We start from the raw sequence: 16,004 nt of genomic DNA, 5'->3' as shown, positions 1-16,004 counted from the left end.
ACGTGCCGTCGCCTCGTCGGCTCCTCCTCCCCTTCCGTACCGCTGCCTTGTCCGTCATCAGCCATGCCTCAGCAGGGAACCTCGACATGACGCACGCCGCACGACTTCGCAGCCGCGCGAGACGCCGGGCGGGCCATCTCGCCGGCCTGACCGCCGCGTCGATGCTGCTCACCCTTGCCGGACCCGTCACCTCCGCACAGGCCGCACCGGCCGCCCCGGCGGCCGAAGCCGCGGACATCACCGACGGTCTGGCGCTGTGGTACAAGCTCGACGCCGACTCCGGCGGCACCGTGCCCGACGCCTCCGGCAACGGCCGCAACGGCACAATCAGCGGCACCCCCGGCTGGTCGGCGTCCGGCCAGGGGCTCGCCTTCAACGGGTCGGACACCTACATCAAGGTGCCGGACGACGTCATGAAGGGCATGAACGCGATCACCGTCTCCATGGACGTACTGATCGACTCCGCCCAGAGCACGCCCTACTTCCTCTACGGCTTCGGCAACACCAGCGCGGGCAGCGGCAACGGCTACCTGTTCACCACCGGCAACTCCTTCCGCACCTCCGTCGCGACGGGCAACTGGTCGACCGAGCAGACCACCAAGCCGTCCGACTCCCACAACCTGACCCGCGGGGTGTGGAAACACATCACCTACGCCCAGACCGGCTCCACGGGCGTGCTCTACGAGGACGGCGTCGAGGTCGGCCGCAACACCTCGGTCACCACCACGCCCGGCGCCATCGGCTCCGGCACCACCAAGGCCAACTACATCGGCAAGTCCGTCTACGACGGCGACAAGCTCTTCAAGGGCCGGATACGCGACTTCCGTGTATACGACCGGGCACTGGACGGTCCGGAGGTCGAGCAACTCTCCCTCCCCGTCGCCACGCAGGGCGTCGCCGCCGACAAGGAGGCGCTGAGCCTCGGCGACACCAGCGGCGTCACCTCGGACCTGGACCTGCCGAAGACCGGCCCGGCCGGCGGCTCCTCCGTCAGCTGGGCCAGCGACAACCCCTCCGTGGTGTCCGCCACCGGCAAGGTGACCCGCCCCGAGGCCGGTTCACCGGACGGCCGCGCCACGCTCACGGCGACCCTGAAGAAGGGCACCGTGACGGGCACCAAGACCTTCGACGTCACGGTCCGGCCCGCGCTCGACGACGCCGCCGCCACGCGGGAGGCCGCCGAGGCCCTCACGGTCCACAACCTCGACGACGCCCGTGGCAACCTCACCCTGCCGAGCACCGGCAAGTACGGCACGGCCGTCACCTGGTCCTCCGCGAAGCCGGACGTCGTCTCCCCCGAGGGCGAGGTCCACCGCCCGGCGCACGGCGACGGCGCCACCACCGTCGAACTCACCGCCACCGTCACCAAGGGCGAGGCGAAGTCCACCCGCGCCATGACGGCCAAGGTGCCCGAACTGCCCGCCGAGGCGGCCCTCAAGGGCTACATGTTCAGCTACTTCACCGGCGAGGGCACCTCGGACGGCGAACAGCTCTACGCCGCCCTCAGCAAGGGCAACGACCCGCTGCACTGGCGCGAACTGAACGACGGCAAGCCGGTCCTGACCTCCACGCTCGGCGAGAAGGGCCTGCGCGACCCGTTCATCATCCGCTCCCCGGAGGGCGACAAGTTCTACCAGATCGCCACCGACCTCAGGATCTACGGCAACGGCGACTGGGACGCCTCCCAGCGCACCGGCAGCAAGTCCATCATGGTCTGGGAGTCCACCGACCTGGTGCACTGGACGAACCAGCGCCTGGTGAGGGTCTCGCCCGACAGCGCGGGCAACACCTGGGCGCCGGAGGCGTTCTACGACGCCGAGCGCGGCGAGTACGTCGTCTTCTGGGCGTCGAAGTTGTACGACAACGCCGACCACTCCGGCGACACGTACAACCGCATGATGTACGCCACCACCCGTGACTTCTACACCTTCAGCGAGCCCAAGGTCTGGATCGACCGCGGCTACTCGGTCATCGACTCCACGATGATCCGGCACGACGGCACCTACTACCGGCTGTCCAAGGACGAGCGGAACAACAGCTCCTCCACCCCCAACAGCAAGTTCATCTTCCAGGAGAAGAGCGACTCGATCCTCGACCCGTCCTGGACGCCGGTCGCCGAGGGCATCGGCAAGGGCGCGATGAACGCCGCCGAGGGACCGCTGGTGTTCAAGTCCAACACCGAGGAGAAGTGGTACGCGTTCCTCGACGAGTTCGGCGGCCGCGGCTACATCCCCTTCGAGACGACCGACCTCGACTCCGGCACCTGGACCCCCTCCACCGGCTACGACCTGCCCGCCAAGCCCCGCCATGGCACCGTGCTGCCGGTCACCCAGGCCGAGTACGACCGGCTGCTGCGCGCCTACCAGCCCGACCAGATCGTGAAGAGCGTCGAGGACGTGTCGGTGAAGACCCGGGTCGGCGACGCGCCGGTCCTGCCGGCCACGGTGATCGCCGAGTACGCCGACGGCGCCAAGCGGCCCGTCTCCGTCGACTGGGAGGACGTGCCGGCCTCGAAGTACGCCCAGCCCGGCACTTTCACCGTCACCGGCAGTCTGCCGGGGGGCGCGGCGATCCCGGTACGGGCCGAGGTCACCGTGTCCGACGAGGGGCCGGACGTCCCGGCTGACCTGCTGCTGCACTACGACTTCGACGAGACCGGCGGCAGCATCGCCCGTGACTCCAGCGGGCACGGTTACCACGGCACGTACGTCCGCACGCCCGACTTCGGCACCGGTGTCGAGGGCGGCTCGTTCAAGATGTCCGGCGGCTCCGATTCGCCGTACGTGAGGATCCCCAACGGCGTGCTGAAGAACGCCGGCAGCGTGACGGTGTCGACGTACGCCAAGTGGAAGGGCGGCAGCAGCTTCCAGTGGCTGTTCGGGCTCGGTCCCGACAGCGACAAGTACCTGTTCGCCACCCCGTCCAACGGCGGGTCCAGCCTCTACTCGGCCATCACGAAGGCGAGTTGGTCGGCGGAGTCGAAGCTCACGGCCGGCTCGCAGCTCACGCCCGGCCAGTGGCGGCACGTCACGGTGACGCTCGACGGCGCCACCGGCACGATGGTCCTCTACGCGGACGGCATCGAGGCGGCCCGCACGACGACCACCATCAAGCCGTCCGAGCTGTACGACGCGGCCAAGGACCACAGCGGCTACATCGGTCGCTCCCTGTACGCGGCCGACCCCTACTTCGGCGGCGAGGTCGACGACTTCCGCATCTACGACCGTGCCCTCACGGGCACCGAGGTCATGCGGCTCAGCGGCAACACCGCGGGCATCGCCAAGGTGACGCACCCGGCGCTCAAGGTCGACGCGCTCGTCGACAACGCGGCCGGCACGATCACCCTGCCCATGAAGGCGGACACCGACCTCACCACGCTGGCACCGGAGTTCACGCTCGCCGAGGGCGCGACGATCAGCCCCGCCTCCGGCAGCGTGCGCGACTTCACCGAGCCGGTGACGTACGAGGTCACCGGCTCGGACGGCAAGAAGCGCACCTGGAAGGTCTCGGCGCTGATCATGAAGACCCCGGTCCTGCCGGGTCTGAACGCCGACCCGAACATCGTGCGCTTCGGCGACACCTTCTACATCTACCCGACGACCGACGGCTTCGAGGGCTGGAGCGGCACGCAGTTCAAGGCCTACTCCTCGAAGGACCTGGTCCACTGGAAGGACCACGGCGTCATCCTCGACCTGGGCCCGGACGTCGACTGGGCGGACAGCAGGGCCTGGGCCCCCGCGATGACGGAGAAGGACGGTAAGTACTACTTTTACTTCTGCGCCGACGCCAACATCGGCGTGGCCGTCTCCGACTCGCCCACCGGGCCGTTCAAGGACGCCCTGGGCAAGCCCCTGCTCAAGGCCGGTGACTTCCGCGGCCAGATGATCGACCCGGCGGTCTTCACCGACGACGACGGCAAGCAGTACCTCTACTGGGGCAACGGCCGCGCCTACGTCGTCCCGCTGGGCGACGACATGACCTCCATCGACACCGCGCAGGTCGAGGACATCACCCCCAGCGGCTACAACGAGGGCACCTTCCTCATCAAGCGCAAGGGCACCTACTACTTCATGTGGTCGGAGAACGACACCCGGGACGAGAACTACCGCGTCGCCTACGCGACCGGCCCCTCGCCCACCGGCCCGTGGACCAAGCAGGGGGTGATCCTGGAGAAGGACCTGTCCCTGGGCATCAAGGGCCCCGGGCACCACTCCGTCGTGCACGTCCCGAACACCGACGACTGGTACATCGCCTACCACCGCTTCGCCATCCCCGGCGGTGACGGCACCCACCGCGAAACCACCATCGACAAGCTGGAGTTCGGCTCCGACGGCCTGATCGAGAAGGTCGTTCCGACCCTGGGCGGCATCGACCCGGTCACCGTCGTCCACGCCGGGCCGGACGCCACCGGCGCCGAGGGCGAGGCGATCACCCTCGCCGGCACCGTCTCCGGGGCGGGCAGCCCGAAGTGGACCGTCCAGGACGGCGCCCCGTGCACCGTCGAGGACCCTGCCGCGGCCCGCACGACCCTCACCTGCACCGACGACAGCACCTTCCAGGTCACCCTGACCGGCGGACGCGGCAGCGACACCGCGACCGTCGAGGTGTCCAACGCCGCCCCGTCGATCACCTCCGCCAAGGGCCCGGGCTCGCCCCTCTCGGTGGGCAAAGCCGCCGTCGTCACCGCGTCCTTCGACGACCCGGGCACGAGCGACCGCCACACCTGCGAGGTCGACTGGAAGGACGGCAGTCGGCCGACGACCGGCACGGTCACCGACTCCGGCTGCCGGGCCGCACACGTCTACGACGACGCGGGCATCCACCGCCCGGTCGTCACGGTCACCGACGACGACGGCGGCACGGACACGACCACACTCCCGGAACTGATCGTGTACGACCGGAGCGCCGGTCCCGTGGCCGGCGCCGGCACGATCACCTCGCCGGCCGGTGCCTACCCGGCCCGGCCGGGGCTGACCGGGAAGGCGGCGTTCACCTTGGCCGCCCAGTACCGGAAGGGAGCCACCGTCCCCGCCGGCAAGGCCACGTTCGTCTTCGGCCCGGCCAAGCTCACCTTCCGCTCCACCGGCTCCGACTGGCTCGTGGTGAACGACTCCCGGGCCGTGTACCAGGGCAGCGGCACGGTCGGCGGCAAGAGCGGCTACGCCTTCCGAGTCACCGCCACCGACGGCCCGGACACCTTCCGCATCAGGATCTGGAAGAAGTCCACCGGGGATGTCGTCTACGACAACAGGACCGGCGCGAAGACGCAGGGGATCGTCACCGTCGGACACCGAAGGTAGGGCACGGCGGGTCTGCCGGGCCGGGCTCATTCCCGGTCCCGGCAGACCCGGGAGCCGCACGCCGTCGGTCCGCGCGACCCTGCCGGGGCGCGCCGGCGAGAAACTTCGCGTTCAGAACTCGACTTTGAGGGCGAGTGAAACCATTCTCGTTCTCTCGAACTGGATCTTGAAGGTGTTGCTCATACTCGCTTCAGCCGTCGCGTGCCGGCGTCCGAGCGTAGCCTCGAGACCGGCGGCGGTCTTGCAGAACAGATCGAAATCGCGATGCAGCTCGCTGAGTAGGTTGACCACGAGCGACAGGCTCGTGGACACGTTGTGCGCCCCGTCCCGCTGCTCGATGAAGATGCGCAGGTCTTCGACGTCGCTCGGGTCATATCCATCCAGGACCTCAAGGGCTCCTGCGACCGAAGGCACATGGCCCGGCCAGTTGCCTTCCGCCTCGATGGTCAGCTTCAGATCGTGACGCAGATGGGCGGCGAGATTGACCGAACTCTGTTCCTCCACCGACAGGCCGGCGCCCGGCGGCTTCTTCCGGGCCTCCCCGCTGCGGCTGGCCCGGGCCTGAGCGGTGTACTCGTTGTCGACGCTGAACTTCCCCGAGTCCGCCCGGGACTCCATGACGTGCAGCGATGTGGCCCCGAGTTCCTTGCACACCTTGAGTGCGAGCCGGCACTTCCGCAACGCCGTACCCTGGATCGCGTTGTCCGCCGCCACGTACCGGTGGGCGGAATCGCGGTCGCGCACATAAGCCAGATCGGGGTGCAGGACGGTCTCCCGCAGCTCGGGGAAGCGCCTCCAACGACCGAACAGCGGAACCGGCACGATCGTGATGCGATGATCGCGCAGCCGCTCCGGATCATCGTCGGAGATGCGAACGAAATCCTCCAGCGATACGGTCAGCAGCCGATCGGCCAGTTCATCCGGAATCCGCATGTTCCCCATCTGTCTTCTTGTCGCTACGCGTCATTCTGGTCCTGGCGGCCTCCAATTGGCCCCCCAGCATGGTCTTCAGAGCCTGCTTCGTGCCGTCGACCCTCGATCTGGCGGCCCATGCGAGAACGGAGCGGAACTCCTCACGATCCACAGTGATCCCGCCGTCGAGCAGTACCTCGGTGATCCGTTCTGTGACCGCTGACTCCCAGTCGACCGCGGAGTCGGGACCTTTGACGATGCAGACGACGCCCTGAGGCCCGTTGCCGTCGTGGCCCAGTCCGACTGTCGTCTGGATCAACAGCCATTCCCGGTAGCGGACCACCAGGCCGGGCTCGCCCCGGCGCTCTCGCCCCCGCCGGCAGACCGTGCCGATCCACTGGATCGCCGTTCGCTTCTCTTCGGACCGCCGGCGCGTCCCTTTGAGCCAGACGAAGGGCGGCTCGCCGCTCTCGTACTCCGCGTACACCAGTTGCAGGTGGACACTCATAGCATCGCCTGGACGACTTCGCCCGCGAGAGCCTCGGCGGATTCACGTGTGGCGAGGCTGCCGGCCACCACCTTGGTCTTGTTGCGCATGCTCAGCAGGCTGATGAGGTCACTGAGCTGGCCGCGTACACGAGTCAGATAGGCGGCTTGCCCCAGGAGTTCGTATCGGGAGTCCTTGTCGGTAAAGGTGATCACGAGGATGACCTTTTTGATCTTTGTGCTGTATCTCTTGATACGAGCGGCGTCAGCGATGAGCCGTTCATAAGCCTCGGACGCTCCGGGGTTTTCCTCATCGGATTCGAGCTGCGGTGCCTTGATGAGGTAGAGGATGTATTGGGCTGCCTCCACGCCGTCTCGCGAGGCGTCCAGGATTTCGTCCATCCCGCTGAAGTCCTTGACGTTCCTGAACGTGAGCGGCTTGTCGATCCAGAGAACCTTCTTCCCCGTGTCCAGCCGGATCTTTCCGATGAACTCGCCCGCTGGATGGGTCCGGTGCACCGGCTCGTCCCACTTGCCCTGCCAGGTGTTGAGCAGCGTGGTCTTGCCGCTCATGCCTTCACCGAGCAGGATGATCTTCGCTGGGCGTTTGAGCTGACGGATCGTGAGAGCCGTCCCGATCGCTCCCGACAACACGACGGCACCGACGATCACAGGTAGCGGCAAATCCTGCTCCTTGCATAACCGAGTGAGCGCAGAGCAGCCCCTGAACGCTCGCCAACCGATAATGAATCCAAGCAGATGAATGAAGATCGAGGCCGGGAATCACGGGAATCCGCATCTTGTCTCCCGTGGTTTCCCGTCCGATCGGAAATGCGTCCGTCGAACGGGAGTCCCCTTCACGTGCGGTTGTGCACCGGGGTCACAACCGTCAGCCCGGCGCGGGTCCGGTTCCTTTCCTGAGCCGGGCGGGGCCTTGCGCACGGTGCAGGCGCCAACCGCTAGGCCGAGCTGGGCGGGTGCGGGGAGCGGAGTACGAGCAGGGTGATCTCGCTGGGGGCGAAGAGACGGAACGGCGGGCCCCAGAAGCCGGTGCCGCGGCTGGTGTAGAGGAGAGTGCGGGAGCCGTGGTGGCTGAGGCCGGCGAGGGCGGGCTGGTCGAGGCGGACCAGGTGGTGGAAGGGCCAGATCTGGCCGCCGTGGGTGTGGCCGGAGAGCTGGAGGTCGATGCCGGCGGCTGCTGCCCGGTCGATGAACTTGGGCTGGTGTGCCAGGAGCAGGACGGGCAGGTGGGGGTCGGCTCCGGTCAAGGCGCGGGCCAGGTCGGCGCGGTGCCCCGCCAGGCCGGAGGACGCGGCGGTGACGTCATCCACTCCGGCGACCACGAGGGTGTCGCCTCCCCGGTCGAGCAGCAGATGGCGGTTGCGCAGCGGCTCCCAGCCCAACTCGTCCATCAGGTCGATCCAGCCCTGGGCCTCGCTGTAGTACTCGTGGTTGCCGGTGACGTAGACCCGGGCCCGGGTGGCCCGCACGGTTCCGAGTGGTGCGGCCTGGGCGCGACGGCGTTCGGCCGTGCCGTCCGCGATGTCGCCGGTGTGGCAGACCAGGTCGGCTTCCAGGGTGTTCACCGTCTCGCACACCCGTGCCGACCAGCGAGCGCGATCGAGTGGGCCGTAGTGGGTGTCGGTGATGAGGACGACGCGCAGCCCGTCCAACCCGGCACCCAGCCGCGGGAGGCGCACGTCGAGTCGGCGCACGCGCGGCACCCGGCGGGCCTCGGCGTACCCCCAGGCGAGCAGTACGGCGGTTACGGCGAGGACGGCCCAGGTGACGATTCGGGCCCGGTCCTGACTGTCGCCGACATCGGCCATGGTCAGGGCGGGCCGCAACAGGACGCCGAGCAGAACGGACCAGGTGAACAGGACCCAGCTGGTGCCCAGCAGAGTGTCACCGATGATCGCCGCCCGGTCCTGCCGGCGCCGCCCGTGGCCGCGCGCCATCGCGAGCGGCATGGTGACGAGGCCGAGGACGAACAGGGCGGTGCCGGCCAGCGTGACGGGCAGCGGCCAGTGCTGGCCGGTGTGCACGATCACCCAGCACGGCACGGCCCACAGCAGGAAGGGAGCGACCAGGGGGAGGTAACGCATCAGGCGGTGCAGTCGACTCTGCCGCGGAGCTTGCGTTTCACCCTCGGTCGGCCGGGTGTCGCTCGTGTCGGTCACGATTGGTCCTCCCTGACCGGGCTGCCCTCCCGTGCACTGTATCCGGTCGCCCCGGGCGAGCCGGTCCGGCGTTCATGGGCACCGGATGCCGCTGCGGGTCAGGGGACACACCGAGGGCCTCCCGGGCGTGGGAGGCCCTCGGTCGGAGCTGAGACACGACGCGCAGCCGCGTCACACCGTCAGCGCCGCAGTGTCAGCAGACCCGGACGGTAGGGCCAGAAACCGTACTCGCCACCGGAGTTGGGGCTGCGCCCCTGGTAGAGCAACTGCAGATTGCAGGGATCGACGGTCATGGTCTGATCGGCGCTGGTGCGGATCAGTTCGCCATGGCTGATGTCGTTGGTCCAGGTGGCGCCACTGTTGGCCTTGCCGGCGAAGGGATTGCTCTCGGTCGCGGCCTGGGGCGTCCACGAGCCGTTCAGACCGGTGGCCGTGAACGAGCGGAAGTAGCGGCCCTGCGAGCCGATCGCCTCGACGATCATGAGGTAGCGGTTCTGGCCCTGGAGCTTGTAGACCTGAGGGGCTTCGAACAGGTTCTCCCTCGTGTCGCTCATGATCACGGTCGAGTTCGAGCCGAAGCTGCCCGGGAAGTTCCCGATCGGCATACTGGCCCGGTAGATCTTGCCGTTGTCGCCGGCGAAGAACAGGTACATATTCGTCCCGTCGGCGATGAGCGTCTGGTCGATGGGTCCGGTTCCGGAGTCGGCGATGCTTCCGGAGAAGAGCGGCTGCTCGGACGACCAGCCATTCGGGTTGGTGGGGTCGCTCGACGTCCGGTAGACGAAGGCGGTCCTGCCCCACTGGTAGGCGAGCACCCAGATGTTCTTCGGCGCGAAGTAGAAGAGCGTGGGCGCGACCGTGGAATTCGACATCGTGTTCTGGCCGGCCGAGGCCATCTCCGACCAGTTGGTGAACGGGGTGAAGTTCATCGAGCCCCAGGCCCTTCCCGTTCCCGCGGCGCCGTGCGTCGTCGCATAGACGAGCTGCTTGCCGTTGTAGGGGACGACGGTGAAGTCCTTGAGCGAGGCCCACCCCGGCTTGGGCTGCGCCAGCGCGCCCGTCGATGTCCAGCGGTATGTCGACGGAAGACCGCACGGGCCGGGGTTGTCGGCGCCGACCTTGACGAGCTGCCACTGCTGGTTGGTGCCGCCCCAGTCGTCGTACTGGACGATGTTCGCGTTGTCGGCGGTGGAGGCGCCCTGCACTTCGAGGGCCTTGTTGCTGTGGCGCGAGATGAGCCGCACGTGGCCGTCAGAGCTGTCGGCCAGCCGCCACTGCTGGTTGGTGGCGTTCAGGTCGGCCCACTGGACGATCGAACCGCCGTTCGCGGTGGACCAGTTGTGGATGTCCAGGACCTTGCCGGAGTGGCGGGACTTGATGCGGTAGTAGCCGCCGCCGGCATCGACGAACTGCCACTGCTGCTGGGCCTGGTCGTTCCTGGTCCACTGGGTGATGCGGGCGCCGTCGCCGGTCGCCATGTTGTGGACGTCCAGGGCCTTGCCGCTGTTGCGGTTGACCAGCACGTACGAGGAGTTGGGGTCCACCGTGGCCGCGTCGGCGGGCTGGGCGCCGAGGAAGGTGGTCACGAGCAGCAAGGGTGCGAGGACGGCGAGTAACCGTCTTGGGCGGACCGGGGACGTCTGGCGAAACCACATCAGAGGGCACTCCTTCGGGGGTGGGGGTGAGCCCGATGAACCGCAGAGCGCCTGCCGGGAGGCAGGGAAGCTCGAAACATTTCGCGGAATTCCCGGAAGCTTCGCCGCCACAAGCTAGGAATGTGAGGCCCTCTGGTCAAGGGCTGCTGCCGATCTGGCCACATATCGCGCCCGCCGGAGTGGTTGATGCGGCGGTCGGCGGGATCGCCGGGATGCCGAAACCTTCGGAGTGGAAACCGAAACTTCCTCTGTCGGAAGTATTGACGATGCATCGTCAATCCCTCAATCATCCGTGTCTAGATACCGGTCATGGTTCGAAATGTCGAACCGCGTCGACCTGGGCAATCTGCGTTGCACGGCAGATCCACGCACAGCTGCACGACCGATCAGCGCACCCGAAGCACTCGTCGCGCAGGTGGAGAGATACGCGACGCCGCGTGGCGGTCCCCCCTCATCTCTACTTTGGAGGCAGAGCCATGGGCTCGTACGCCCTTCCCGGACCGGCCATTCGCCGGAAGATCCGCAGCCTGCTGTTGCTGCTGGTCGTCGGCGCCCTCGGTGTGGTCGCCGCACTGATCGTGCCGCCGGCCGCACACGCCGCCGAGAACACACTCGGCGCAGCGGCGGCGCAGAGCGGCCGCTACTTCGGCACCGCCATCGCCTCGGGCAGGCTGGGCGACTCGGCGTACACGTCGATCGCGGGCCGTGAGTTCAACTCGGTGACGGCCGAGAACGAGATGAAGATCGACGCCACCGAACCGCAGCGGGGCCAGTTCAACTTCACCGCCGGTGACCGCGTCTACAACTGGGCGGTGCAGAACGGCAAGCAGGTGCGCGGCCACACCCTGGCCTGGCACTCCCAGCAGCCCGGCTGGATGCAGGCTCTCAGCGGCAGCGCGCTGCGCCAGGCGATGATCGGCCACATCAACGGCGTGATGGGCCACTACAAAGGCAAGATCGCCCAATGGGACGTCGTGAACGAGGCTTTCGCCGACGGCAGTTCGGGAGCCCGGCGCGACTCCAACCTGCAACGCACCGGCAACGACTGGATCGAGGTCGCGTTCCGCACCGCCCGCGCCGCCGACCCGGCCGCCAAGCTCTGCTACAACGACTACAACGTCGAGAACTGGACGTGGGCCAAGACCCAGGCCATGTACGCCATGGTCCGGGACTTCAAGCAGCGCGGCGTTCCGATCGACTGCGTCGGCTTCCAGGCGCACTTCAACAACGACAGTCCCTACAACAGCAACTTCCGCACCACTCTCCAGAACTTCGCCGCCCTCGGCGTCGACGTCGCCATCACCGAACTCGACATCCAGGGCGCCTCGGCCTCGACCTACGCCGCCGTGACCAACGACTGTCTGGCCGTCCCGCGCTGCCTGGGCATCACCGTCTGGGGTGTGCGCGACTCCGACTCCTGGCGACCGCAGCACACGCCCCTGCTGTTCAACAACAACGGCAGCAAGAAGCCCGCCTACACCGCAGTCCTCAACGCCCTCAACGGCGGTTCCTCCACGCCCCCTCCGGGTTCCGGACAGATCAAGGGCACCGGGTCGGGCCGCTGCCTGGACGTCCCCGGCGCCAGCACCACCGACGGCACCCAGCTCCAGCTGTGGGACTGCCACAGCGGCACCAACCAGCAGTGGACGTACACATCCGCCGGTGAACTCCGGGTCTACGGCAACAAGTGCCTGGACGCCGCCGGTACCGGCAACGGCACCAAAGTCCAGATCTACAGCTGCTGGGGCGGCGACAACCAGAAGTGGCGCCTCAACTCCGACGGATCCGTCGTCGGCGTCCAGTCCGGCCTCTGCCTCGACGCGGTCGCGGGCGGCACCGCCAACGGCACCCTGATCCAGCTCTCCTCCTGCTCGAACAGCAGCAACCAGCGCTGGACCCGCACGTGACCAGGCCGGCCCGCCAACGAAAGGGGACAGCGATGACCTGGTGGTCCCGGGTAGCCGCCGTGGTGGCGGCGACCCTCGCCATCGGCATGCTCACCGCGGTGGATCCGCCGCCCGCCCAGGCGGCGACGGTGGACACCAATGCCTGGTACGTCCTGGTCAATCGCAACAGCGGCAAGGCGCTGGACGTCTCCGGCACGTCCACCGCCGACGGCGCCCGGGTCAGCCAGTGGACGCGCACCGACGGTGCCAACCAGCAGTGGCAGTTCGTGGATTCCGGCGGCGGCTTCTACCGGCTCAAGGCCCGGCATTCGGGCAAGGTTCTCGACGTGGCCGGGGCCTCGACCGCGGACGGTGCCGCGATCCAGCAGTGGGCCGACCACAACGGGGCCAACCAGCAGTTCCGCCTGGCCGACTCCGACGGGGGTCACGTCCGGCTGCTCAACCGCACCAGCAGCAAAGCCGTGGAGGTGCAGGGCGCCTCCACCGCCGACGGAGGAAACGTCGTCCAGTACTCCGACTGGGGCGGCGCCAACCAGCAGTGGCAGATGGTCAAACTGTCGTCCGGGGGCGGCGGAGGATGCGGCAGCGCCCCGGCTCTGACGAGCGGTACGCACACGATCCAGAGCGGCGGCAAGAGCCGCAGCTTCATCCTCAGGGTTCCCCCCAACTACGACAACAGCCGCCGCTACCGGCTGATCTTCGCGTTCCACTGGCGGGGCGGCACCGCCGGCGACGTCGCCTCGGGCGGCACGAGCGGGAACGCCTGGTCCTACTACGGCCAGCAGGAACAGTCGAACAACACCGCGATCCTCGTCGCCCCCCAGGGGCTCGGCAACGGCTGGGCCAATGCGGGCGGTGAGGACGTCACCTTCGTCGACGACATGATCCGGCGCATCGAGGGCGGCCTCTGTGTCAACCCGGCACAGCGTTTCGCCACCGGATTCAGCTGGGGCGGCGGCATGAGCTACGCACTCGCATGCAGCCGGGCGAACGTCTTCAGGGCCGTCGCTGTCATCTCCGGCGCTCAGATCAGCGCATGCAGCGGTGGCAGCCAGCCCATCGCCTACTTCGGAATCCACGGCATCGGCGACAACGTCCTCGGCATCGCGCAAGGAAGGGCCCTGCGCGACAAGTTCGTCGCCAACAACGGCTGCACCGCCCAAAGCCCGCGCGAGCCCGCGCCGGGCAGCCGAACGCACGTCACCACCACCTACTCGGGCTGCCGTGCCGGATACCCGGTCCAGTGGGCCGCCTTCGACGGGGGCCACATCCCCGGTCCGGTCGACGGCTCGTCCAACGAGAGCGGCGTCACCACCTGGACCAAGGCGGAGATCTGGAGGTTCTTCGCACAGTTCCAGTGACACGCCGCCCGCACCATGGAGTGGAGCCGGGATCGTTCTGGCTCCACTCCGTCAGCGAGCGGGACCGGAAGGGCAGATGGTTGGCTGCCTGGACGCCGCCGCCTGGGATCGAGGGTGTGGTGGTGGACCCGCGGGCCGGTCCGAGATCGTGCGCAGCCTACGCGAGCGCGACACACAGCTGGGGCCGGATCGACGGCGAACGTGACGCCGCCGCGAGCCTCCGCGACGAAGCACGTGCCATCCGCACCGAGCCGCCCGCCACCGACGCCCAGGCACACGCGGCCGGCGCGAGCACGACAGCCAGGCCGCGCCGAACCCCGCGGGCCGCGAGGATCCGGCACCTCGGCCAGCCGTTCCAGCCAGCCCGACACCCCCTGGGGCGATCGTCTACACCTCCGCCGCTTCCTGCTCGGCGAGGAAGTCCTCGACCTGGTGGCGAATAATGCGGGATCGTCGAACGAATTCGATGACAAGGCGCCGATGGAAAAATACTTGCCAGTAATCCCTAAATAAGCCATGCATGAAAATGCATGCCACAGTCATCTGCCGTACCAGTCGCTCGCCCGGCGCGGCCACCTGCCCGCGCGGCGCGGCGCGGCGGACGGCTCGACCAACTCGCCGCCGACGCCTTCCACTTCGCCGGCATGCCTGGCCTGACGATCACGGCTCCCGCCGTCGAGGGCGCCCCCATCGCCGGGCGGACCCAGGCCGACCTCGAGCGGGCGTTCGAGCAGCGTGCGCGGGAGCTCGGGGTCCCGATCCGGCGGGGCCACAGGGTCGTCGCCCTGTCCCAGACCGCCGACCTGGTGGAGATCACGGCCGAGCAGGCCGACGGCGGACGTGCCGTCGTCACCGCCGACTACGCCGTGGGCGCGGACGGAGCGCGCAGCGCGGTACGGCAGCTGGCCGGCATCCCCAGCGACGACCACCCGCCGACTGTGGCGGCACTGCTCGGGCGGGTCCGTCTGCTGGCCCCGGCCGGCACTCCGCCGGGATGGCACCTGACGCCGCGCGGATGGACGGTGATCAACGTCAATCCGTTCGGGTACAGCCGTGTGATCACTTTCGATTTGTCCGGGCCGCACACCGACCGGCACACGCCCGAGCAAGATCTTCGGGACGCTCCTGGCTAGGGCTGCGGCGGGTTGCTGTGCAACTTTCGCTGTTCCCGGCGGTTTGGGTGACGGATGACCACTCCTCCCATGCCGCCGGACCCGGTGAGCCGGATCAGCGGGGTTCCCGGGAGCCGGTCCGGAGTGGTCTTGTCCGTCAGGCCGCCGACGCCGGGATCCATGCCGCTGGTGTCCGCCGCCCAGCTGTCGGGGATGACGATCGTGACACCGGACGTCTCCCCGTACACCTCCACCACTACCTCCGTGAGGCGGCACTCGACCCGGGTGAAGTCAACCTTCACGCCCCCCAAGCCACCATGAGCGATCACGCGCCCGGGAACCTCCCAGCGCCCGGGGCCTTGAGACACGCCGTGCATGCCGCCCTTGAGCACCAGCGGCGGCCGGCTCTCCGGCGCACTGGGCCTCGGCAAGTCGGCGGTCAGGACGGCCAGTTCGGCGTGTGTCTTGGACTTCATCGCCTGCTCCAGGCGTGAATCCAGCTCATCGAAATCGATTCGCCCCTCGGCTGCCGCATCGCGCAGCTGCTCCACCACTGCTTCCCGGTCGTCGTGAGAGGCTCGGAGCTCCGGAGGCTGGGCAGTCATGATCACTATGATAAGTAGGCAGCGGGCTGAGCGAACCGCATATCTCAAAAACGCCTGGTACTCCGCTGTGACTTCGCGATCTTGCGCTGGAGCCCGGGGCAGAACGGCAACGGCCACTGCGTGATCATCAAGGGTTGTGTGGACTCATGACGATCAAGCAGTGGCCGCGGGTCACGGCATAGACGCCGCCCGTTGGCGGGCGATGTTCGACCAGGCCATAGCCCGGATCGCGGGCCGGTTCACGCGGGTGGAGCCGCGTGGCACGGCCCGCGCCTTCGTACTCGCCCTGCTGTCCGGCGTCGAGCGGAAGAACTGCCGGCGGCTGGCCGAGCAGGCCGGCCATGCCCGCCCCGGGCCGATGCAGCGGCTGCTGCGAAGTGCCCGCTGGGATGCCGACGCGGTTCGCGACGACGTCCGCGCTTACGTCCTCTTCCAACCTCAAGTCGGGGCGTGATGAAGGACGAGAACGGTCTTCACGCTGTCGGC

The 16,004-nt window shown here is 68.3% G+C and carries 10 protein-coding genes and 1 pseudogene; 5 read left to right on the top strand and 6 right to left on the bottom strand.

Translation table 11 applies throughout. The features are described 5' to 3' along the window. The first annotated feature begins 86 nt into the window (after positions 1 to 86). Complete coding sequence (locus AB0E85_RS10335) at positions 87 to 5,300, top strand: family 43 glycosylhydrolase (protein ID WP_361924612.1); 5,214 nt, start codon at positions 87 to 89, stop codon at positions 5,298 to 5,300. 111 nt (positions 5,301 to 5,411) lie between these two features. On the opposite strand, the gene AB0E85_RS10330 is transcribed toward AB0E85_RS10335, so the two are convergent. The 5 genes from AB0E85_RS10330 to AB0E85_RS10310 all read right to left on the bottom strand — a co-directional run bounded on the left by AB0E85_RS10330 (position 5,412) and on the right by AB0E85_RS10310 (position 10,533). After that, positions 5,412 to 6,233, bottom strand: a complete 822-nt coding sequence (locus AB0E85_RS10330) for a hypothetical protein (RefSeq protein ID WP_361924610.1) — start codon at positions 6,231 to 6,233, stop codon at positions 5,412 to 5,414. Beyond that, the gene (locus AB0E85_RS10325; RefSeq protein ID WP_361924608.1) at positions 6,217 to 6,720 is read right to left on the bottom strand and encodes a hypothetical protein; all 504 of its coding nucleotides are present in this window, start codon (positions 6,718 to 6,720) and stop codon (positions 6,217 to 6,219) included. Before AB0E85_RS10325 ends, AB0E85_RS10330 begins: the two co-directional genes overlap by 17 nt. Next, positions 6,717 to 7,370 carry a GTPase domain-containing protein gene (locus AB0E85_RS10320; protein ID WP_361924606.1) on the bottom strand — a complete coding sequence of 218 codons (654 nt, stop codon included), beginning with the start codon at positions 7,368 to 7,370 and terminating at the stop codon, positions 6,717 to 6,719. Before AB0E85_RS10320 ends, AB0E85_RS10325 begins: the two co-directional genes overlap by 4 nt. A 287-nt stretch (positions 7,371 to 7,657) precedes the next feature. Next, entirely contained in the window at positions 7,658 to 8,878 is a 1,221-nt protein-coding gene (locus tag AB0E85_RS10315) for a metallophosphoesterase (RefSeq protein WP_361924604.1), read from the bottom strand. A 179-nt stretch (positions 8,879 to 9,057) separates the two neighbouring features. Then, a complete protein-coding gene (locus tag AB0E85_RS10310) occupies positions 9,058 to 10,533 on the bottom strand; it encodes a non-reducing end alpha-L-arabinofuranosidase family hydrolase (protein ID WP_361924602.1) in 1,476 nt (491 codons plus the stop codon). A gap of 476 nt (positions 10,534 to 11,009) precedes the next feature. On the opposite strand from AB0E85_RS10310, the gene AB0E85_RS10305 reads away from it, so the two are divergent. From AB0E85_RS10305 to AB0E85_RS10295, 3 genes are all read left to right on the top strand, one after another. Next, positions 11,010 to 12,440 (top strand): endo-1,4-beta-xylanase, encoded by a 1,431-nt coding sequence (locus AB0E85_RS10305; RefSeq protein ID WP_361924600.1) that lies wholly within the window; start codon positions 11,010 to 11,012, stop codon positions 12,438 to 12,440. 32 nt (positions 12,441 to 12,472) lie between these two features. Continuing rightward, positions 12,473 to 13,801: an RICIN domain-containing protein gene (locus AB0E85_RS10300; RefSeq protein WP_361924598.1), complete on the top strand. Its 1,329-nt coding sequence runs from the start codon at positions 12,473 to 12,475 to the stop codon at positions 13,799 to 13,801. 644 nt (positions 13,802 to 14,445) lie between these two features. Further along, positions 14,446 to 14,934, top strand: a complete 489-nt coding sequence (locus AB0E85_RS10295) for an FAD-dependent monooxygenase (RefSeq protein ID WP_361924596.1) — start codon at positions 14,446 to 14,448, stop codon at positions 14,932 to 14,934. Here the strand turns inward: AB0E85_RS10295 and AB0E85_RS10290 are convergent. Further along, entirely contained in the window at positions 14,931 to 15,518 is a 588-nt protein-coding gene (locus AB0E85_RS10290; protein WP_361924594.1) for a DUF1707 domain-containing protein, read from the bottom strand. The two genes, AB0E85_RS10295 and AB0E85_RS10290, sit on opposite strands and share 4 nt — an antisense overlap. A gap of 217 nt (positions 15,519 to 15,735) precedes the next feature. Here AB0E85_RS10290 and AB0E85_RS10285 point away from each other — a divergent pair. Further along, a pseudogene (locus AB0E85_RS10285) lies at positions 15,736 to 15,945 on the top strand (IS701 family transposase); the annotation flags it as partial. Between the last annotated feature and the right edge of the window lie 59 nt (positions 15,946 to 16,004).

The sequence above is a fragment of the Streptomyces sp. NPDC029044 genome (genome assembly GCF_040637495.1).
Lineage (GTDB): Bacteria > Actinomycetota > Actinomycetes > Streptomycetales > Streptomycetaceae > Streptomyces.
This window is presented reverse-complemented; position numbering and strand designations above follow the sequence as displayed.